Consider the following 21713-nt stretch of genomic DNA (forward strand, 5'->3'; position numbering starts at 1 on the left):
GTATCTCACGTAACGATGTCGGAATAACCTTCTTTGGCTTTAATAAAGGATTAGCGCTTAACATCATCAGTCTCCTTCCAGATAGTAAATTCCTCACTGAATCTTTCCACTGACTGGACGCAGGGAAATTCATATCCCTCACGGATGAATGACACGCGGCTATTAACTACACTTCTGACCGTTACAAGATGTCCGTGTTTATCGGTATAACACTGATTAACTATAGGTATGCAGCTTATGCCATCACCTCCACGGTTAACCCTCTCGCGGTGTACCCCTGAACCTGCTTACCATCAACCCGAATGCGTTTTTTGGTTAGGAAGCACACATGGTCATCGTAGACGTGGAGCCATTTACCATCTAAAGCCACCAGCTTAAAGGCTTTTTGAGGTATAGATGATACCTGCACAACTACGCTGTGAGCCTTGCAGGGTGAGGATATTTGTGGACATACCCCCTTATCTGCTGCTAACTCCTTACCAGATGAACGATATAGCCAGAATGATTTTTTATATCCGGTAATCTTACGAGTACGAATCTGGATATAGCCTAAACGAGTCATAAACCGGCTAAATTCAGCATCATTTTTAATCGACAAGGGTAAGGCTTTGCGTTTATTCGGACATACCTGAACAGCAAATGTGGATAATGAATTACCGTTATTTCGACGGGTATATTCTTTCCATGCCCCGGCGCGATTTAATGCCAATAAATAACCATCATCATTCATAGCTGGAATATCGCGCCCCGAGTTTTGGGCATAGGGGTATCCGTTCCGGCTATTGCCAGATTTTTTAATTGTCATATTTGAATACCTTTTAGGCGGCTAGATTGTCGTCAGGATATAAGCTCAGAATATCGTTTATTTCGCCCTGGGTTAATGCGGAATAACCGGCTGTAGTCGCTCTGGCATTAATCAGATTAATCACTCTTTGAGCGTCATCACGGCTTACCAGTCGGTAGCGGTAGTGTGAACCTATACCATCAGGGTTACGTTCTTCTAACCGCTCCAGACGAATAGCACAACGGCGTTCTAACTCAGTGGCATAATTCCGGCCAGATGATAACCGGCAGTAATACAGGATTTCATTTTCAGTGAAACCATTAATACCTGTTCGCAGCATATACAGTCGGGCGCGGTGTTTTTTAGGTGCTGGTTTTAACTCATGGATGGCAGTATTATCAGAGGCGTTGATGTTCTGATTAGCCGCCTGTAACGGGCGGTTTTTCATTATGCAGCCTCCCCGCGTGATTCAGCGATTCGTTGATTAATCCATTCGTTTATTTCACTTTCAATAAACGCAATGGAACGAGTGCCAATCTTTACAGATTGAGGGAAGCGTTTTTGGCTGATAAGGCGATAAATCCACGCCTTGCTATAACCCGTACGGCGTTGAACTTCTGATAAGCGAATAAGTGACTGTGACATGTATTCCCCTGTTTCTGTTTATTGTCGCGGATGGACGTTGAGATAACAGGGATATTTCAGCAAATTTAAATGGTTACATGTGGAAGTTGGATGCAAATAGTTGGAAGAGCCACTTTTGCCGTTTTGGAAGTTTTTGTCTGCTAATTTGGTTGTTTTTTATACCATTTAGAAGCCATTGGCGTTGTGATGTAACTTTTAGAAGTTGTCATTAAATTATTTACTTTCTCCTTGGGAGGGTGAGTTCAAATTAGGAACATGATTTTTCAAAGCTACATTAATGAGATTCGTTAATGTCTTCGGGTTTATCTCTGTCCCGATTCCATAATCATTGATAGCTTTTATTGCGGCATTAGCAATGGCACTTTTATTCATTTTACAGCCATGCTTAAATCCTGGTGATGATTTTTCTAAAGCTATCGCCAGACCAGCAATAAACATTAACGAGGTTTCTTTACCTGCAAATTCAGACCAAGATACTGTGTTTTCATACTCAGAATGCATGGTTAGGTTTTGCTCAATTTGGTATTTATCAAATCTTATACGCTCATAGGCAAATTTAATGCCTTCATCTGAGTACCAAAGCGTAGATGGTACGCGTTCAAAAAAGGGATCCTGAGTACATCCACGCCAAGCAATAGCTACTCCGCTAGCAACAAGACCTAATGCCTCAAAAGCTGTTTTATGTCTTGAAGATGAATAAGGATGGACTCCATGAGCAGGATCAACCTCATATAGGAATATATTATTATCCCTAATTAACTTACATAATGATTTTGCTGTATCGTTAATGCTTGATTCAAATGAAGATATAAAATCCCATGCAGACATAAGTTTATCTTCATCAGGCATTCTTAATTGAAAAAAGCTAACATTAGATATTTGGTATGCTATAGCCCATTGATAAAAAGAATCAAGATCGATACTTGTTAAGTTCTTCGCCATCGGTTTATGGCGATTTACATCACATCCTATCTCATCACCAATTACTTTACCGTTTTCATTCATGTTCAAAACTATAAGATAAGTAGTCTGTAATTTGCCTCTGCGTATATCCATCATCATTTGGCTAAGATAATTCATAGCCGCCTTCCATTTTTCAAAATTCATATGTTTCAGATTATCTATTCTTTCAATATCTAATGGGTCCTCATTAACCAACAATAACGCAGCCTCTTCCACTGTAAAATCATTTTTCGAAAACCAGCTTTCTGATAATATATTATCCACACGCCACCTCACGCCCTCTATTATTCAGTAGAGATTATGCCAGTCAGTAGAGGTGTACTGATTTTCGGTAGCGAGCCTAGGCATAACCTTGTTCTTTCAATTCATTATATGCATAAATCAACGTCTACTATAGTTTACCACTGTCTATTCATCCAGTTTAAGCTCGTTTACCAAATGAGCCGTGTATCACATTTCCGTTATTAGTATGAGCAAAGTCATGCGGTGTAATTGGCTGTTCCCTGTTTGCATCCAGATAATCAGCCCACCACTGAATCATCGCGTTACGCTGCTCAATGAATTTAGCATTCTCTGTATATGCACCCTTAACTTTCTTACGCTCCATATGGCTCATCTGACGTTCTATCGCATCCTCTGCCCATAAAGCAGACTCATACAGCGCACTGGATGCCATACCTCGAAAACCATGCCCGCAAACTTCTGTTTTGGTGTCATAGCCCATATTCCGCAAGGCTTTATTAATCGTTCCTTCCGACATAGGTTTGTCAGGATAACGGTCACCAATAAAAATTAATTCATGCTCACCGCTAATTTCCTGTATCTGTCTTAATATCTGGATCGACTGCTTACTCAGCGGCACTAAATGGTCAGTCCGCATTTTTGAGCCTCGGTGTGAAAACTTAACGCCCGCTATTTCTTCTCTCTCTGCCGGAATAATCCAGCATGAATTAGCAAAATCTATCTCTTTCCAACGAGCAAACCGCAACTCGCTAGAGCGAATAAATACCAATAGGTTAAGTTTTATCGCTAGCTTGGTCAGTTCACGCCCTTGCTGATAGTTATCAATTCTGCTTAACAGGTCGTGGATTCTATTTGATGGTAGGGCAGGATAGTGTTTGGCTGGTCTGGTAGCCAACGCGCCACTTAAATCATTGGCGGGATTATGAGTAATGATTCCATTCTGGACGGCGTAGCGCATTATGGCAGTTACGCTCTGCTTTAAACGCCCTGCCATATCAAGATTATCCCTTTCCTCAACACACCTAAGCGGAGCTAATAAATAAGGGGCGGCTAACTTTGATATTATCTGATTACCAATATGGGGGAATATATGATTTTCAAGCCGATTTAACGTAATCCTCGCGGTGTCCTTTCCCCATTTCTTAGTTTTATTCGCAGTATAAGAGTGCCATTGTTTAGCTACACACTCAAAAGTCACGCCTGATTCAATTTTATCAGTTCTTTTCTTCTCGCTTGGGTCAATACCTGCCGCCAATAACTCTCTGGCTGAATCTCTTCGTTTTCTCGCATCAGCCAATGACACATCGGGGTAAACACCTATAGCTAAAGTTTTCCTCTTACCCTCATACCGATAATCGAAACGCCAATATTTAGAACCGCTGGGGTTAACGAGCAAATACATACCACCACCATCAGCTAACTTCTGTGGCTTATCAGTTGCTTTAGTTGTCCTTGCCTTAACGTCAGTCAATGCCATGCATACGCCCCTTTTTGACGGTATATTTTTTTACCTAACCGGAGATACCGTCAAATATACCGTCATTCAGATGTATATGGCAATAGACGTCAAAGCACCTCAATAGACAGAGAAAGCCCGTAATTACTGGATTTCAGGCATAAAAAAAGACGTCCGTAGACGTCTCTTTATTTGATATTGGTACCGAGGACGGGACTTGAACCCGTAAGCCCAATCGGGCACTACCACCTCAAGGTAGCGTGTCTACCAATTCCACCACCTCGGCACTACATTACAAAATGACAGGGCAACCCTGCCATTTATTACTCTTTATCCCTTAGCGAGGGATGTCGCTGCTTGGGGTCTGAGGAGCTGGTTTAGCTGGCTCAGTTTTTACCGGGGTACTCAGATCATCCCATTCACCGACTTTTTTGTCCTGATGTGTGCTCAGGTTACCCAGCGCCAGGCTGATAACAAAAAACAGCGCGGCCAAAATTGCTGTGGTTCGGGTCATGAAGTTACCTGAACCGCCGGAACCAAATAAAGTCGCAGATGCACCGGCACCAAAAGAGGCGCCCATATCAGCACCTTTACCTTGTTGCAGCATGATCAGGCCAATCAGACCGATGGCTACCAACAGGAAAACAATAAGAAGCGCTTCGTACATATTCTTGCCTTTATCCTTGCGGGATAATCCCGTGCTAAAGCTTTAACCCGTTATCGGAGTAATTCATGTTGAATGATGTCACTTATTATACCCGACCGGAGCGGGTGTGAATACTAACTAAAGCCAGAAAGAGGTGCAAGTGCATTTTCACAGTCAATGCGTATTTGCAGAAAAAACCAACACCCGATCGGATATTTGCATCGGTTTGTTAAACAATACCATTCCGGATGGCAACATTTCACAGGTTTTACCCTGAGCACCGGGAACAGCAATAATTCTGTCTAGTAGTATACGATAGTGCGGTTCTGGATAAATTTATTATCCTCAGTGCCCCACTCCGCCTGTAACCAATTGTAGTTTTGGTCGTAGTCAGTGTAATACTTTTCAGCCCGACGCTTTTGGGTCGAATAAGCAGTAACCTCACTCACAATACGTTGCAAAATATATTTATCGTTATAGTCAAAGTAGTAGGTAGAAACAAAATTATTTCGGCTGGCTTTAAAGTCCCTGCGGGCTAAAAATCCCTTTGAATTATAATAGTACTTTTTAACCGTATACTTTTTACCACTATCGTATCCCGTGTTTTGTTTTTCAACGACTTCACTCAGTTGAGCATTATCATTATAGACATACTCACGACCCCATTCGCTATTCATTAATTCACTGCGAACAATTCTTCCCTGTCTGTCGCTCAAATAGCGGATAATAACTTTACCTATATCAGACTCTTTACCATCCATCAGCCATTTAATGCACTTTATCCAGTGCCCTTCTTTGTTCTTATAGATTTTGGTTACGGACTCACCGCGTCGATTTTTTTCGTGTCGCTCAAAAGCCGTCAGATTGCCTGAAATATCATAATCAATCCAACTGGTGCTTACCCATTCACCATTTTGATGGGTGACTTCTTCTAACTTTTTCACCCGATAATCAGGAGGAAATATAGAGTGGCTAGCGTTCTCGGTTAACACCAAATTTGCAGAGAAGATAGCATTCTCTTCCGCAGTTAAACTGTTATAGGAATTTAAGGCATAAGAAAAAGGAGAGAGGATAAATGCGACTATCGCGATTAAAGAACCAGTGATAAAAAAGCGCGTTGTCATCATTGCTACCCTGCGGTTGTTGTTGTTATTCCGTTGCGCAGGATTCTATCATCGAAAAATAGTTTCTAACAATAACTATAAATTATGTAAATCAATTAATTTCAATTCTTAATGAGTGTTTCAAACTCTTCTTTTGTTCCATGGAACGTGTTGAGATCGACAACGGTTTCAATTCCCTCTAAGCGACCACGGTTTGCATATTGCCAGAACAGCCAGGGGCGTTGATCTTTCAAAACCGGACGGCGGTATATGTTTCTAATCCAAAGTGGGCTCTGTTCAAATTGCCCTACGAGAAAATCATCAAAGAATTCCTGAGTGACATATAAAATGGGTTTCTTCTGATAAAACGTTTCCAGTCGCTCAATAAGTACTGCTATTTCCGCCAGTACCTGCTGTTTTTCTATGGTTAACTGGCAATTACCACCATATTCCAAATCAATGACCGGAGGTAAGGTATTAGCCACTTTGGGCACGGTTTCAATAAAATTTAGCGCCTGATCTTGACCCGATCTGCAAAAGGTAAAAAAGTGATAAGCCCCTACCACAAACCCTTGTTCACCTGCGCGTTGCCAGTTAACAGCAAAAGACTTGTCTTTAAAATCACCGCCTTCCGTTGCTTTAATAAAAACGAAGCGAACCCTTTCTCTGTCTACCTGCTGCCAGTTAATTTCATTCTGATGGTGAGATACATCAATGCCCTGAACCGGGTATTCAGAAAGCGATGGGTAATTGAATCTGATATAACCACTGTACAATCCGTATATCAGCAGCAATCCGGCAATCATTAAGCCGGAGAATATAATGAGTGCTTTCCTGATTAGCTTATACATGGATGTACCACTTCCTTGCTTACCATTGCCTGTTCATAGTTAAACAAAGGGCGGAAATATTTCCGCCCTTTGTTGTAACTCATATCTGAATACAGATTAACCCGCAGCTTTCACTGCATCTGCGATACGGTTAGCCAATCGCAGAACCTCTTCGTCATTTTCCCCTTCAACCATCACGCGAATTAATGGTTCGGTTCCTGATTTGCGTAACAGCACACGACCACGACCTTCCAGCTCTTTTTCTACCTCGGCAGTCACCTGCATCACAGTTTCATTCGCCAGAGGGTCATGTTGACCAACAAAACGAACGTTAACCAGAACCTGAGGCAACAGTTTCATACCGCTGCATAGATCGTGCAGAGACATATGGTTACGGGCCATAGCTGCCAGTACCTGCAGTGCTGCAACAATACCGTCTCCGGTGGTTGTCTTATCTAACAGGATAACGTGACCTGAGTTTTCAGCACCGATGGTCCAGCCAAGCTCCAGCATCTTTTCCAGCACGTAGCGGTCGCCCACTTTCGCTCTGGTAAATGGAATACCCAGCTGTTTTAATGCCAGTTCCAGACCAATGTTACTCATCAGTGTACCAACGGCGCCGCCTTTAAGCTGACCCTGACGTAAGGATTCGCGGGCGATGATATACATGATCTGATCGCCATCGACTTTATTGCCCTGATGGTCAACCATAATCACGCGATCGCCGTCACCATCAAATGCGATGCCAAGATGCGCTTTTTCAGCCACGACACGCTCTTGCAGCAGACGAACATCCGTCGCACCACATTTCTCATTAATGTTCATACCATCAGGATCGCAGCCAATAGTAATGACATTAGCGCCTAACTCACGTAGTACGCTTGGAGCGATATGATAAGTAGCGCCATTCGCACAATCGACCACGATCTTTAATTCACTCAGGCTAAGCTCGCTCGGGAATCCACCTTTGCAGAACTCAATATAACGACCGGCGGCATCATTAATACGGCTGGCTTTACCCAATTCAGCTGACTCAACACAAGTCAGTGGCTTTTCCATTTCGGCTTCGATAGCTTCTTCCACTTCGTCCGGTAGCTTTGTACCGTCAATAGAGAAGAACTTGATGCCGTTATCGTAATAAGGGTTATGAGAAGCAGAAATAACAATACCCGCTTCCGCACGGAAAGTGCGGGTCAGATAAGCGACTGCCGGTGTTGGCATTGGGCCGGTAAACGAAGCAGAAAGCCCCGCCGCAGCCAGGCCCGCCTCCAGAGCAGACTCCAGCATATAGCCAGAAATACGCGTATCTTTACCGATAATGATTTTACGCGAACCGTGGCGGGCTAAAACTTTACCGGCCGCCCAACCAAGCTTAAGCACAAACTCTGGCGTAATTGGATGATCACCTACTTTGCCCCGAATGCCATCTGTACCAAAATATTTACGATCGCCGCTCATGTTATCTTTATTCCTTTGCAGAAAGTGTTGCCTCAACAATTCGCATTGCTTCAGCGGTTTCTTTTACGTCGTGAACACGAATAATTTGTGCCCCCTGCATCGCGGCGATTGTTGCACAGGCTATGCTGCCAATAACCCGCTGCTCGGGTGGAACGTTTAATAATTGCCCAACCATCGACTTCCTAGACATTCCAACCAGAAGTGGAAGGCCAAAATGGTGAAAATCTGACAGATGGGCTAATAACTGGTAATTGTGCCTCAAGTTCTTGCCAAAGCCGAATCCCGGATCGAGCAATATCTTCTCTCTGTCCATACCGGCGTTAACACAGCGGGTAATGTGCTCAGTAAAGAAAGCATCAACTTCAGACACCACATTAGTATATTGGGGTTCATGTTGCATGGTTCTGGGCATACCCTGCATATGCATCAGACATACGGGCAGTCCGGACTCTATTGCAACTTCTAACGCCCCCGGCTCTTGCAGTGCCCGGATATCATTAATCAGATGAACGCCAACCCGGTGAGATTCTCTCATAACTTCGGGCTTATAAGTATCTACAGATACCCATACTTCAAAATTTTTTGCTATGGCTTCCGCAACCGGAATAACTCGCTCAAGCTCTTCATCCGTTGGAACTTCGTCTGCGCCGGGGCGTGTAGACTCACCGCCAATATCAATAATGGTTGCCCCTGCCTGAATCATCTCATTGGCATGACGCAGAGCGTTTTCTATCTGGCGGTAACGACCTCCGTCAGAAAAGGAGTCAGGCGTTACGTTGAGAATTCCCATCACCTGAGGGTAATTGAGATCTAACGTTAATCCCCTACTTTCTAACTTCATGATGAATTCCTTAAGACTTAATAAGACATGACTGTCGTGCGGATACCTGCTCTGGGATAAGTGAGCAGATACTTACAAATTTAATAAGGCGATTAGAATATACCAGAACAGAGGCAGGGATGAACATTCCGTTCCAACTCCCTGCCCTGGGAAATGAAAATAGTTAACCGGTAATTTTTAGGCTCTCAGCGATCTTTCTGAACTCAGGTAAATATTGTTCACTTTGTTCGGCCTTAACCAGCCCCTTAATCACATAATAAGTGCCATCAGATTCAACGATCAGTTGATAGACCTTCATTGGCTCATGATTCTTTGCATTTTCTGCATTAGCCAATAGCTCAACACCATGATGACCGTTTATATCAACCAATTTAATACTCTCTTTCTGCACCGCAATTTCAATCAGAGAAGCCGTATTCATCATGTGCTTTTCGCTGAAAGCCACCAGATCGCCAATCGCAGCCTTACTGTATGACGAAGCGATGACCATCATCGGTTGAACACCTGCCGCCGCCGGAGCTGGAGCCGCATCGCCAGGCAGGCTTAATATCAGCATGTTATTAACCCGGCGAACAATCTTAAGATTATCGGATTCCTGTATAGAATAGCCCAGCGCATCCAGATTCAGTTTGCCTTCTTCTCCCTGCGCCAGCTCCATGCCGATCAGCGAACGCTTAATGGCATCACCCAGTTTCGCTTCTTCAGCTGCGGGATAAGTACCCACTAACATCAGCGAGCGCTTACTGTCTCCCTGAAGTAATATCCATTTATTGAATTGTTGATTATTCGCGGTTTGACCAATTTTATATAACCAGACTTTATGCTCGTGACTGACAGCTTCTTCAGTTCCCAGCAGACGAACACCTTCAGTTTTCATCAGGTCAGGAATAAACGAGTGTTTAATCTCTTCCAGAGGGGCTGGCATCTCATTGACCATAATAGACGCGCCGACAACTTCATTCATATATCCGGTAAACTGTTTGGACAATGAAAAACCAGCAGGTGGTTCAATAGAGACTGAGGTGCCTGGAATACGTTCTGCCGCCTGAGCCGCACTTAAAAAAGTGCAGCCGGTCAATAATACCGTTGCTATTAATCGAAACATCTTCATCGTTATCATTTCACTCCATAAAATCAAAACTATCCCTTGAATAGCACCGCAGCAGCCAAAGGTGTGTTCAAACCACTGAGAAAGCACCAGACAATAGCACACATCAAAAGAGATGTTGTATTCTGGATTAATATTTTTGAGATAAAAAAAACGGCCCCCGTTTGGGAGCCGTTAGCATTTATTTACACAGATTAAACCGCTGGTTTATCACTTGGTTCATCAGTCTTGCTGAATTCTGGTGATGCAGGTTTCTCTTCTGGCGTTACGGGTGGCTGAGTATTGCTGGCCGGTGGTTTAGTTCCACCGCTCTGCGCATCATCCCAACCCGCCGGAGCACGAACTTCACGGCGAGCCATCAAATCATCAATTTGTGGCGCATCGATAGTTTCATACTTCATCAGCGCATCTTTCATCGCATGCATGATGTCCATATTGGCTTCCAGGATTTCTCTTGCACGCTGATAGTTACGTTCAATCAGCAGCTTAACTTCCTGGTCGATAATACGTGCAGTTTCATCAGACATATGTTTGGTTTTCGATACTGAACGACCTAAGAAAACCTCGCCTTCTTCTTCTGCATACAACAGAGGCCCTAACTTCTCAGAGAAGCCCCACTGAGTCACCATGTTACGGGCGATAGAGGTAGCAACTTTAATATCGTTAGAAGCACCGGTAGAGACTTTTGCCGGCCCATAAATCAATTCTTCAGCTAAACGACCGCCATACAGCGTTGAAATACGGCTTTCCAGCTTCTGGCGGTTTTCACTGATGGCATCGCCTTCCGGTAAGAAGAACGTCACGCCCAGCGCACGACCACGAGGAATAATGGTAACTTTATGTACCGGATCGTGTTCCGGCACTAAGCGACCAATAATCGCATGTCCTGCTTCATGGTATGCCGTAGACTCTTTCTGCTCTTCGGTCATCACTAAAGAGCGACGTTCAGCACCCATCATGATCTTATCTTTGGCTTTTTCAAACTCAACCATCGATACCACGCGTTTGTTAGTACGTGCAGCAAACAGAGCGGCTTCGTTAACCAGGTTAGCCAAATCAGCACCGGAGAATCCTGGAGTACCACGGGCAATTACAGACTCGTCTACATCCGGAGATACCGGCACGCGGCGCATATGCACTTTCAGAATCTGTGCACGACCACGAACATCTGGCAGGCCAACAACAACCTGACGGTCGAAACGGCCCGGACGCAGTAATGCAGGGTCCAGAACGTCTGGACGGTTGGTTGCAGCAATGACGATAACGCCTTCGTTGCCTTCAAAACCATCCATCTCAACCAGCATTTGGTTCAGCGTCTGTTCACGTTCGTCGTGACCACCGCCTAAACCAGCCCCACGCTGACGACCTACCGCATCGATCTCATCGATGAAGATAATACAAGGTGCAGCTTTCTTCGCCTGTTCGAACATATCACGAACACGGGAAGCACCCACACCCACAAACATTTCAACGAAGTCAGAACCCGAGATAGTAAAGAATGGCACTTTCGCCTCACCGGCAATCGCTTTTGCCAGTAAGGTTTTACCGGTACCCGGAGGCCCCACCATCAAAATACCTTTCGGAATCTTACCGCCCAGTTTCTGGAAGCGGCTCGGATCTCTCAGGAATTCCACTAACTCACTAACATCTTCTTTCGCTTCATCACAACCGGCAACGTCAGCGAAAGTGGTTTTAATTTGCTCTTCCGTTAGCATGCGTGCCTTGCTCTTACCAAAGGACATCGCACCTTTACCACCACCGCCTTGCATCTGACGCATAAAGAAGATCCATACGCCAATCAACAACAACATTGGGAACCAGGAAATAAAGACCTGTTGCAGGAATCCTGGTTGTTCTGGTGGTTCACCAACGGTTTTAACATTATTTTTCAGCAGAAGACTCAGCAGCAGCGGATCTTCTGTTGGCATATATGTTGTATGAGACGCGTTATCTGGCTGCGTTTTATACTGTATTTCGCGTCCACTTATCCGAGCTTCGCTGACCTGATTATTACTAACCTGCGTCATGAACGTCGAATAATCAATTCGGCGTCCACCCGACTCACTAGGCCCGAAACTCTGAAATACGGTCATCAGTACAACGGCGATGACTAACCAGAGAATTAGGTTCTTTGCCATATCACTCAAGGAATTAACCTCATATTACAATGGTGTTAACAATACGCGTTAGGGTACTATAGTTTGCGCCCAGTCGCTACAATGTATACTTCACGTGAACGAGATCGTGAAGCATCGGGCTTACGGATCTTCACTGTTTTAAACAGGGCCCGGATTTCTCGTAAATACTCATCAAATCCATCCCCCTGAAAGACCTTAACCACAAAACTTCCACCTGGTGCCAGCACGTCTTTACACATGTCTAACGCCAATTCAACCAGATACATCGCCCGGGGAATATCAACGGCAGGAGTACCGCTCATATTTGGCGCCATATCAGACATAACTACCTGAACTTTACTGTCACCGACACGTTCAAGCAAAGCCTTTAGCACCATCTCATCACGAAAGTCGCCCTGAAGGAAATCGACCCCGGCAATTGGATCCATTGGTAAAATATCACACGCAATTACTCTACCTATGTTACCAATTTGTGTCACAACATATTGCGACCAGCCGCCCGGAGCAGCTCCTAAATCAACAACAGTCATACCCGGTTTAAACAGTTTATCTGCTTGCTGTATTTCATCCAGTTTAAACCATGCGCGGGAACGTAGCCCCTTTTTCTGCGCCTGTTGTACATATTTGTCATTAAAGTGTTCTTGTAACCAGCGCGTTGAACTGGCTGAACGCTTTTTATTACCCATGTGGTATTCCAACCATAACTTAATATCAGGTTTTACACCAAACCTTGGTGATAACTATCAGATGGCGGTAGAATACACCGTTTTCAACCCCCAACCCCAAACTGACGTAAAGAAAATGAATCTATCTAATAAGCAAAAACAGCACCTTAAAGGCTTAGCGCACCCGTTAAAGCCGGTTGTCATGGTAGGTGCAAGCGGTCTCACTGAAGGCGTTCTCGCTGAAGTTGAGCATGCTTTAGAGCATCATGAACTCATCAAAGTAAAGATATCAACGGAAGATCGTGAAACTAAACAATTGATTGCAGACGCGATCGCTCGTGAAACTGGCGCTAACAATGTGCAGGTGATCGGTAGTGTTTTAGTGCTCTATCGAGCCAGTAAAGACAAAAAAATCAGCCTGCCACGTTAAGTTTGATGAAAAAAGGTGATAATTGTCGCCTTTTTTCATTTCTTTACACTCGGTCAAATAACGACCGGTGTAAATCTGGCTGATGATTAAAGATATTCGACGTTCAGAATTTCAAACTCGATATCACCACCCGGTGCTTTAATCACTACGACATCGTCGGCTTCTTTACCAATCAGACCACGGGCCATCGGCGAGTTAATAGAGATCAGGTTTTGTTTAAAATCTGCTTCATCATCGCCTACGATACGATAGACAACCTCTTCTTCTGTTTCCAGATTCATCACTTTAACTGTCGCACCAAAAATCACCCGGCCGGTGTAAGGCATCTTGGTAATATCAATCACTTGTGCATTAGACAGTTTAGCTTCAATTTCCTGAATGCGCCCTTCACAGAAACCTTGCTGTTCACGCGCTGCATGATATTCAGCATTCTCTTTCAGGTCACCGTGTGCTCTTGCTTCAGCGATATCAGCAATAATTTTTGGTCGACGTACACCTTTTAAATGTTCCAGCTCTTCACGCAGCCTTTCTGCGCCCAGTAACGTCATCGGAATTTGTCGCATACTTATGTATCCCTCTCAAATCACCTGTCACTCTCAAATAATCAGTGATTTATATAATAATCAACCTATAGCAGTCGGTGACTCCCACTGCTTTTATAAGCAAAAAACGCCCGGTCCGGAATAACTTAGCCAGACCAAACAAGATGTCATAGATAAGTGCTATTTTACCTTAGAGTTGCATTGGGGTCATCGTTTACTTTTATTCTCCCGACGGAGATCGATAAACTGGCGATAATAACAAGTGAATAAATTAGCCGTTCAAATAATGATATACTACTCATTAAACAGACGTTTGCCCTGAGCGTATTACTGATTTATTGATATCAAACAGCGTTGGGTAATCATTTTTTCATGCAGAAAAGCAGGTCATTTTTCACTATGCGCTTATTGAATGTTTTCAGCGGAATCGCCTGTTCACTGGTTATTACTGGTGCACAAGCCACGCAACAAATAGAACAATACACTCAGCTATTACCTGAAGGTGCCAATCTTTCTTTGATGGTACAGAAAGTTGGTGCATCCACCCCTTCAATCGATTATCAGGACAAACAGCTAACGCTACCGGCCAGTACACAAAAAGTTGTCACTGCGCTGGCGGCACTGTTGCAGTTAGGTGCGGATTACCGTTTCACCACCACCATTGAAGGTTCGGGTTCAGTCAGTAATGGCATGTTAAATGGCGATCTGATTGTTCGTTTTAGCGGCGATCCAACGCTGAAAAGCCAACAAGTGCGTTCAATGATTCAGTCCCTTAAACAACAGGGGATCCGTCAGGTATCAGGCAGTCTGGTAATAGATACCTCGGTATTTGCCAGCCATGACAAAGCGCCCGGATGGTCATGGAATGATATGACTCAGTGCTTCAGTGCTCCACCATCGGCCGCCATTATTGATAAAAACTGCTTCTCTGTCGCATTACAAACGTCCAAACAGGAAGGCGGTATAGCGACAGTGCAGGTTGCTTCTTACTTCCCGGTACAGGTCAGCAGTCAGGTGCGTTCTTATTCAAGAAACTCGCCAAATGCTCGCTTCTGTGAATTTGACGTTACTGCCGGTGAAAACCTGCGTTATACCCTGACCGGCTGTCTCACTCATCAGGACAAGCCGGTTACTTTGTCATTTGCCGTTCAGGACGGTAATGAATATGCGGCTCAAATCGTGAAGAATGAGCTAAGACAAGCGGGTATTCAGATTGGTAACGCAATTCGCTACCAAACCACTCGCGCTGGTTCAGGTAAAGTATTAGCCCAAAATCAGTCCGCGCCGCTACATGACCTGCTAAAAGTGATGCTGAAAAGCTCAGACAATATGATTGCCGATACGGTTTTCCGTACTATGGGTAATAAACAATACGATTTACCGGGTACCTGGCGTTCTGGCTCCAGCGCGGTTCGGCTGGTATTGCGCCAACAGGCCGGTATTGATATTGGCAACACGGTGATTGCGGACGGCTCTGGTTTGTCACGCCATAATCTGATTTCAGCAGATACCATGATGCAAATTTTGCAGTACATTGCCCGTAATGATAAGCAACTGGATTTTATTTCTATGCTACCAACCGCAGGGCAGGATGGAACGTTACGCGCACGCAGCGGTTTTAAAGATGCAGGTTTGGAAGGTAAAGTGTCAGCCAAAACGGGGGCATTACAGGGTGTTTATAATCTGGCCGGGTTTATGACTACCGCCAATGGAGAAAAAGTCGCTTTTGTTCAGTTCCTTTCCAGTTATGCCATGTCACCACAAGATCGTTCCGGCCGCAAAGCCACACTGGCAAACTTTGAAAGTACGCTATATCGGGATCTGTACAATAGCAACTAGCCAATTTTTATCACGCTAAACCCGCCTGCCTGAATCACAAGCAGGCGGATTGCTTCACTCTTTTCCCATAAACTCTTTTAATACCCAAACGCTAACGCTACTGGCATTAACCGGAAATACGGCCTTTCCCTGCTCATCAGTGACTACAATCTCCTGTCGAATGCCGAGATAATCCTGATACTGTTTATTGGCTAATTTCTCACCCAGTTCTATTGATTTACTGTTTTCAGCACTATTTGACAGCACTACGATACAGCCCGGCTCTTCAGCCGTCCCTTCACGGACAAATGCAATACAGTCCGGAGCATCAAAATAATCCGTCTGTTGGCCATTGGCGAAACGCTGGCGGGCGCGAATCAACAGAGGAATTTCGCGAATTGCAGGCATCTCAATCCGGCACATTTTGCCATCATGACCTTTATCCCGGTAACTGGCACCAAACAGGTCAGGATAGAAAATGCAAGGTACCCCCTGTTCCCGCAATAAAATTAAACAATAGGCTAATGGCTTAAACCATGGCTCAACCGGCGTTTCCAGCGCCTGTAAAGGCTGGGTATCATGGTTAGCAACCAAAGTGACTGAATGTTCTGCATCCGCTTCAGTGAGCGTATCAACAAAGATTTTACTGAGATCGAAAGCCTTCCCCTGCTGCGATGCATGATGAAAATTAAGATGCAGTGGGGCATCAAACAGCATCAGCTTATCGTCAACCAGTTCCAGATAGTTCTGCAATGTTGCCAGATCGTGAGACCAGTACTCCGCTACGGTAAATAAATCCCGCTGAACCGTTCCGCGTGCATGGTCCAGCCACTGCTTAAAGAACCATGCGGGAATATGCTTAACCGCATCTAATCTGAAACCATCGCTGGGAACGGTTTCCATCAGCCAGGTTACCCAGCGTTTAAGTTCTTCCATCACCGCCGGATTACGAAATTCAATATTGGCACCCATCAGGTAGTCATAGTTACCGTTTTCACTGTCGACCTCATCGCCCCATCCATCGTCAGTGTAATCATTAACAATTTTGAAGATTCCCTCTTCTCTGGGCTCCTCAAGGTAGTCCACGCCGTTAAAACTGTGGAAATCCCATATGTATTCTGAGTAGGTATTTTTTCTGCCGGGAAAGGTAAAACGGGTATAGGCGCGCGCTTCTATCACTTCAGAAGAGATAATATTTCGATCGTCAGGATCCACCCGGGAAACCTGTATCTGTTCAGTTTCATCAGCGCCGATTTTATGGTTTAACACCACATCAAGATACACTTCCAGCCCATTTTCTTTCAGCGTATTAACCGCCTTGAGCAGTTCCTCTTTATCACCGTATTTGGTTGCACGACTTCCCTTCTGTTCAAACTCACCTAAATCGAACAGGTCATAGCTGTCATAACCAACCGAATAACCACCGGAAGCCCCTTTATAAGGCGGAGGCAACCATACGGCTGTAATTCCCATCTCTGCCAGCGCGGATGCCCGCTCCGTCGCTTCTGGCCACAATTTGCCACCATCTGGATAATACCAGTGGAAAAACTGCAATATGGTCGCTTTCTTCATGGCTGTCCGATTCTCCGACTGATAAAACAACGGCCAAATCATAGAATCGATTTAGCAAACGGCTGTTTAAACCATAGACAATTTTAGTTCAGATGTAAAAAAGGCCGCCGTAACAGGCAGCCTTTATAGGTTTAGCAGAAGATTAATCAGCGTTCATAAACGATTTCAACACCATCATCGTCTTCTTCATCCCAATCGTCGTCATCCCAGTCTTCCTCGTCATCTACATGAGGTTTTGGTTCTTCCAACTGAGTACGATGATAGTCATCCCACATAAACTCGACTTTCTCCGGCGATTTCTCTTCGATAGCCATTGTTTTAGGATGTGCATTCAGGAATGACATGACATCCCAACAAAGTGCCGTAGTGCCTTCGCGATTCGCAGCAGAGATCAGATAATATTTACCTTCCCAACCTAATGCATCCGCAATAGTTTTAGCTCTTTGCTGTGCTTCTTCTTCGTCAACCAGGTCCACTTTATTGAACACTAACCAACGCGGTTTATCCGCCAGATTTTCGCTGTACTGATTCAGTTCATTGACAATAACGTGAGCATTTTCTACCGGGTCTGACTCATCGATGGGAGCAATATCAATCAGGTGTAACAATACCCGACAACGCTCAAGATGCTTAAGAAAACGAATGCCTAAACCGGCACCATCGGAAGCACCTTCAATCAAACCGGGGATATCTGCCACCACAAAGCTCTGTTCGCTATCCATACGTACAACGCCCAGACTAGGTACCAGCGTGGTAAACGGATAATCAGCCACTTTCGGCTTGGCAGCAGAAACCGCTCGAATAAACGTCGATTTACCGGCATTAGGTAACCCTAACATTCCTACGTCAGCTAACAGCAGCAGTTCCAGCAATAGCTCACGCTTATCACCCGGCGTACCGCTGGTTTTTTGACGCGGAGTACGGTTCACCGAAGATTTAAAACGCAGGTTCCCTAACCCATGGAACCCCCCTTTGGCTACCATCAGTTTTTGCCCATGACGCGTTAAATCACCCAGCACTTCTCCCGTTCCCTGATCCAGAATACGTGTACCGACAGGCACTTTAATGGTGATGTCGGAACCTCTGCGGCCGGTACAGGCCTTGCTTTGACCATTTTGCCCGCGCTCGGCACGAAATGATTTTTCAAAGCGATAATCAATCAAGGTGTTCAGGTTTTCATCAGCTATCATGAAAACGTCGCCGCCGTCGCCGCCGTCGCCGCCGTCTGGTCCGCCTTTAGGTATATATTTTTCGCGGCGGAAACTGACACAACCATTACCACCATCGCCAGCTTCAACGCGAATGACGGCTTCATCAACGAATTTCATTCACTGTCTCCGTAATTTATCAGTTTGGTTTATCCACACACTTTCCCATCAACAAGCCTGTGCTTGTCTGATAGATAAAAAATGTATTATTTCAGGGGTAAACCGGAGTTTTTCTCTGACCGCCGGGGAAATAATCGATGACCCGCAGCGGAAAACATGGCGCCCATTACTACAATGAATGCGCCGCTATATCCAAGTATATTTAGCACGGTGCTGGAGAACATATCCGGCCACATCAACGCTAATAAATCAGAAAATAATAAAGTAAACAGCGGCGTCAGGGTGATCAATGCACTCACCTGAGCCACTTGCCAGCGCGCCATCGCCTCGCCCAGCGCACCATAAGCAACCAGCGTGTTTAAGCCACAAAAGGCTAAACAGGCTAGTTGCCAACTATTCAGTTGATAAATCTCCGCCGGATCCGCCAACGGAGTCACAAAAATAGTGCTTAACACATAGAGTAAAAACAGAATCTGAGAGGCCGATAGCCTCCGCTGTAATACCTTTTGCGCAACACCATAACTCACCCAAACCAGAGATGCGCACACGCCTAATAAAACTCCCCGGGTGTAATCCGTCAGGCGGGTAAAAATCTCAATCAGGTTAGTATTAAAAAACAGTATCAAACCCACAATCAGCATAGCGGCACCAATAATCTGAGTGACCCGCATATTCTCTTTAAGAATAAGTACGCTGGCAAACAGCATCCCAACCGGGGAAAGCTGGCCTATTACCTGCGAAGCAGTCGGACTCAAATACTGTAACGCCGAGCTAAAGAAAACAAAGTTAGCAGCCAACCCTACCGCTGCTATTAACAGCAACACCAACCAGCGGGGACGACGAAACAGACTTAAACGAGGCAACTTTCGCTGCATCGCTAATATTAGCCCTAATCCCAGTGCTGAAATTGAGAAGCGATACCATACCAGGGTATAAGGCATCATTACCGGAAGAACTTGTTTCATCGCGATAGGCACTACACCCCATAACACGGCGGTGATCAGGGCAAATGTTATGCCTAATGCCATACTCTGCTTAACTTGCGACATTTCTTTCCGGAGGCTCCAGAGCAGCACTTCTGCTCTTAACTGTATCTAACCGATGGACGCTTGATAATCTATCAGGTACGGCGCTTTAGCTAACCAAATCCTCACCAGCTACTTTAGCTGCCTGTATAAAGTAACACATTTTGAAAATAAAAAGCCCCGCAATAATCATTGCAGGGCTTGGATCGATTTAGCTATCGAAAAATTATTCAGCAACGATGCTTATAAATTTACGATTATTTGGGCCTTTTACTTCAAATTTGACTTTACCGTCAATTAAAGCAAACAGGGTGTGGTCGCGACCACAACCAACATTGGTACCCGCGTGGAATTTAGTACCACGTTGACGAACCAGAATGTTACCTGCCAGAATTGATTCACCGCCGAAACGTTTTACGCCCAAACGTTTACTTTCAGAATCGCGGCCATTTCGTGAGGAACCGCCAGCCTTTTTATGTGCCATTTATCCGCTCTCCTAAACCTTAAGCGCTGATACCAGTGATTTTAACATCAGTAAACCACTGACGGTGGCCCTGCTGCTTACGGTAGTGTTTACGACGACGGAACTTAACGATTTTAACTTTATCGCCACGACCGTGCGCCACAACTTCTGCTTTAATTTTGCTGCCATCTACAAATGGAACGCCGATTTTAACGTCATCACCATTAGCAATCATCATCACCTGATCAAACTCAATAGTTTCACCAGTTGCGATGTCCAGCTTTTCCAAGCGAACAGTTTGACCTTCGCTTACTCGGTGTTGTTTACCACCACTTTGGAAAACCGCGTACATATTAACTCCGCATTTCCGCACACTCACTTCCAGCTAAATATAGTGTTATTAGAGTGCGCTATAAAATATTCATAATAGGGCGCGAATTCTACGCAAAAAACTTACCGTTTACAAGCTCAGAATAAGAGAAGAATTAGAAGAAAATAAATAAGCACTTTTAATGGCATTCATCTATGCTATTTTTCGAGTACAATCTCCCCGACCCTGCGTTCATTTTGCTGCGCTAGTGGATGGCTCTTACTATCAAAATCATAATATTACAATTGACGCTATGAATATTGAAAAAATCACCCAGTTAGCAGAAAAGGACATGGCTGCAGTCAATGCCGCAATACTAGCCCAGTTAGATTCCGACGTTGTGTTAATCAATCAACTCGGGCATTACATTATCGGTGGTGGTGGGAAGCGCATTCGTCCTATGATTGCCGTTCTCGCTGCTCGCGCGTTGGGTTATCAGGGGGATGGGCATATCACTTCTGCGGCTTTAATTGAGTTCATTCATACCGCAACCTTGCTTCATGATGATGTGGTTGATGAATCCGATCTTCGCAGAGGGAAAGCTACGGCCAATGCGGCATTTGGTAATGCTGCCAGCGTATTAGTCGGCGATTTCATCTATACCCGTTCTTTTCAAATGATGACCAGCCTTGGTTCATTAGAAATTTTAAAGTTGATGTCATCAGCGACTAACGTCATTGCTGAAGGCGAAGTCATGCAATTGATGAACTGTAACGATCCTGATATTACCGAAGAAAACTATATGCTGGTGATTTACAGCAAAACTGCACGGCTTTTTGAGGCCGCAGCTCAGGCTTCAGCAATACTGGCAGGCGCAACGCCAGAACAGGAAAAGGCACTACAGGACTACGGACGTTATATTGGTACCGCATTCCAGTTGATTGATGATCTGCTGGATTACAGCGCGGACGGCTCAAAACTGGGCAAAAGCCTGGGAGACGATCTGAACGAAGGCAAACCAACATTGCCGTTACTTCACGCTATGCGCAATGGACCAACCGAAAGTGCAGCTCAAATTCGTGAAGCCATTGAACAGGGAAATGGACGTCATTTATTAGAATCAGTGTTGGAGACGATGAACCAGTGTGGTTCGCTGACTTATACGCAACAACGTGCTGAAGAAGAAGCTGATAAAGCCATTGCTGCCTTAGCCTGCTTGCCGGATACACCTTATAAAACAGCGCTGGAATCTTTGGCTCGCCTGTCCGTACACCGGGACACCTGATTTAACACCAGATAACCTCAACGATTCACAGAGCTGATTTAACCGGTTGGTTATATCAGC

General features: G+C 44.8%; 23 protein-coding genes and 1 tRNA gene. 3 read left to right on the forward strand and 21 right to left on the reverse strand.

Annotation, left to right across the window (positions count from 1 at the left end; genetic code table 11):
- Positions 1-50: 50 nt before the first annotated feature.
- From LPW36_RS04800 to rlmE, 15 genes are all read right to left on the reverse strand, one after another.
- Positions 51-239, reverse strand: coding sequence for a DUF4222 domain-containing protein (locus LPW36_RS04800; protein ID WP_230608371.1), 189 nt, complete (start codon positions 237-239; stop codon positions 51-53).
- A complete protein-coding gene (locus LPW36_RS04805) occupies positions 236-805 on the reverse strand; it encodes a hypothetical protein (protein WP_230608307.1) in 570 nt (189 codons plus the stop codon). Before LPW36_RS04805 ends, LPW36_RS04800 begins: the two co-directional genes overlap by 4 nt.
- Positions 806-818: 13 nt before the next feature.
- Entirely contained in the window at positions 819-1232 is a 414-nt protein-coding gene (locus tag LPW36_RS04810) for a hypothetical protein (RefSeq protein WP_230608308.1), read from the reverse strand.
- Positions 1232-1429 carry a helix-turn-helix transcriptional regulator gene (locus LPW36_RS04815; protein WP_230608309.1) on the reverse strand — a complete coding sequence of 66 codons (198 nt, stop codon included), beginning with the start codon at positions 1427-1429 and terminating at the stop codon, positions 1232-1234. The genes LPW36_RS04810 and LPW36_RS04815 overlap by 1 nt, the downstream gene beginning before the upstream one ends.
- Before the next feature lie 213 nt (positions 1430-1642).
- Complete coding sequence (locus LPW36_RS04820) at positions 1643-2656, reverse strand: hypothetical protein (protein ID WP_230608310.1); 1014 nt, start codon at positions 2654-2656, stop codon at positions 1643-1645.
- 157 nt (positions 2657-2813) lie between these two features.
- A complete protein-coding gene (locus LPW36_RS04825) occupies positions 2814-4112 on the reverse strand; it encodes a tyrosine-type recombinase/integrase (RefSeq protein WP_230608311.1) in 1299 nt (432 codons plus the stop codon).
- Positions 4113-4290: 178 nt separating this feature from the next.
- A tRNA-Leu gene (locus tag LPW36_RS04830) sits at positions 4291-4377 on the reverse strand.
- A gap of 51 nt (positions 4378-4428) precedes the next feature.
- Positions 4429-4758 (reverse strand): preprotein translocase subunit SecG, encoded by a 330-nt coding sequence (gene secG / locus LPW36_RS04835; protein WP_130590265.1) that lies wholly within the window; start codon positions 4756-4758, stop codon positions 4429-4431.
- 281 nt (positions 4759-5039) lie between these two features.
- On the reverse strand, positions 5040-5864 hold the full coding sequence (locus tag LPW36_RS04840; RefSeq protein ID WP_230608312.1) for a hypothetical protein: 825 nt from the start codon (positions 5862-5864) through the stop codon (positions 5040-5042).
- Between the two features lie 98 nt (positions 5865-5962).
- The gene (locus tag LPW36_RS04845; RefSeq protein WP_230608313.1) at positions 5963-6691 is read right to left on the reverse strand and encodes a glycoside hydrolase family 25 protein; all 729 of its coding nucleotides are present in this window, start codon (positions 6689-6691) and stop codon (positions 5963-5965) included.
- Positions 6692-6787: 96 nt separating this feature from the next.
- Positions 6788-8128 carry a phosphoglucosamine mutase gene (glmM, locus tag LPW36_RS04850; protein WP_230608314.1) on the reverse strand — a complete coding sequence of 447 codons (1341 nt, stop codon included), beginning with the start codon at positions 8126-8128 and terminating at the stop codon, positions 6788-6790.
- 7 nt (positions 8129-8135) lie between these two features.
- On the reverse strand, positions 8136-8969 hold the full coding sequence (folP, locus tag LPW36_RS04855) for a dihydropteroate synthase (RefSeq protein WP_108901286.1): 834 nt from the start codon (positions 8967-8969) through the stop codon (positions 8136-8138).
- Between the two features lie 163 nt (positions 8970-9132).
- Positions 9133-10080, reverse strand: coding sequence for a hypothetical protein (locus LPW36_RS04860; RefSeq protein ID WP_230608315.1), 948 nt, complete (start codon positions 10078-10080; stop codon positions 9133-9135).
- Positions 10081-10271: 191 nt separating this feature from the next.
- Complete coding sequence (ftsH, locus tag LPW36_RS04865; protein WP_168189577.1) at positions 10272-12224, reverse strand: ATP-dependent zinc metalloprotease FtsH; 1953 nt, start codon at positions 12222-12224, stop codon at positions 10272-10274.
- 47 nt (positions 12225-12271) lie between these two features.
- Positions 12272-12901: a 23S rRNA (uridine(2552)-2'-O)-methyltransferase RlmE gene (gene rlmE, locus LPW36_RS04870; protein WP_130590259.1), complete on the reverse strand. Its 630-nt coding sequence runs from the start codon at positions 12899-12901 to the stop codon at positions 12272-12274.
- A gap of 115 nt (positions 12902-13016) precedes the next feature.
- Between rlmE and yhbY the strand changes: the two genes are divergently transcribed.
- Positions 13017-13310, forward strand: coding sequence for a ribosome assembly RNA-binding protein YhbY (gene yhbY, locus LPW36_RS04875; RefSeq protein ID WP_130590258.1), 294 nt, complete (start codon positions 13017-13019; stop codon positions 13308-13310).
- A gap of 86 nt (positions 13311-13396) precedes the next feature.
- On the opposite strand, the gene greA is transcribed toward yhbY, so the two are convergent.
- Entirely contained in the window at positions 13397-13873 is a 477-nt protein-coding gene (gene greA, locus LPW36_RS04880; RefSeq protein WP_230608316.1) for a transcription elongation factor GreA, read from the reverse strand.
- Between the two features lie 378 nt (positions 13874-14251).
- On the opposite strand from greA, the gene dacB reads away from it, so the two are divergent.
- Positions 14252-15691 (forward strand): serine-type D-Ala-D-Ala carboxypeptidase, encoded by a 1440-nt coding sequence (dacB, locus tag LPW36_RS04885; protein WP_230608317.1) that lies wholly within the window; start codon positions 14252-14254, stop codon positions 15689-15691.
- A 54-nt stretch (positions 15692-15745) separates the two neighbouring features.
- Here the strand turns inward: dacB and amyA are convergent, their stop codons facing one another.
- From amyA to rplU, 5 genes are all read right to left on the reverse strand, one after another.
- Positions 15746-17242 (reverse strand): alpha-amylase, encoded by a 1497-nt coding sequence (gene amyA / locus LPW36_RS04890; RefSeq protein ID WP_230608318.1) that lies wholly within the window; start codon positions 17240-17242, stop codon positions 15746-15748.
- A 146-nt stretch (positions 17243-17388) separates the two neighbouring features.
- Positions 17389-18570 carry an Obg family GTPase CgtA gene (gene cgtA, locus LPW36_RS04895; protein WP_230608319.1) on the reverse strand — a complete coding sequence of 394 codons (1182 nt, stop codon included), beginning with the start codon at positions 18568-18570 and terminating at the stop codon, positions 17389-17391.
- Positions 18571-18656: 86 nt separating this feature from the next.
- Positions 18657-19619: a DMT family transporter gene (locus LPW36_RS04900; protein ID WP_230608320.1), complete on the reverse strand. Its 963-nt coding sequence runs from the start codon at positions 19617-19619 to the stop codon at positions 18657-18659.
- A 202-nt stretch (positions 19620-19821) separates the two neighbouring features.
- Positions 19822-20079 carry a 50S ribosomal protein L27 gene (gene rpmA, locus LPW36_RS04905; protein WP_230608321.1) on the reverse strand — a complete coding sequence of 86 codons (258 nt, stop codon included), beginning with the start codon at positions 20077-20079 and terminating at the stop codon, positions 19822-19824.
- Positions 20080-20098: 19 nt separating this feature from the next.
- Positions 20099-20410 carry a 50S ribosomal protein L21 gene (gene rplU, locus LPW36_RS04910; protein WP_130590252.1) on the reverse strand — a complete coding sequence of 104 codons (312 nt, stop codon included), beginning with the start codon at positions 20408-20410 and terminating at the stop codon, positions 20099-20101.
- A 271-nt stretch (positions 20411-20681) separates the two neighbouring features.
- Here rplU and ispB point away from each other — a divergent pair, with 271 nt between their 5' ends.
- The gene (gene ispB, locus LPW36_RS04915; protein ID WP_230608322.1) at positions 20682-21653 is read left to right on the forward strand and encodes an octaprenyl diphosphate synthase; all 972 of its coding nucleotides are present in this window, start codon (positions 20682-20684) and stop codon (positions 21651-21653) included.
- Positions 21654-21713: the final 60 nt, after the last annotated feature.

This window comes from Limnobaculum eriocheiris (genome assembly GCF_021010575.1).
Taxonomy (GTDB): Bacteria; Pseudomonadota; Gammaproteobacteria; order Enterobacterales; family Enterobacteriaceae; genus Limnobaculum; species Limnobaculum eriocheiris.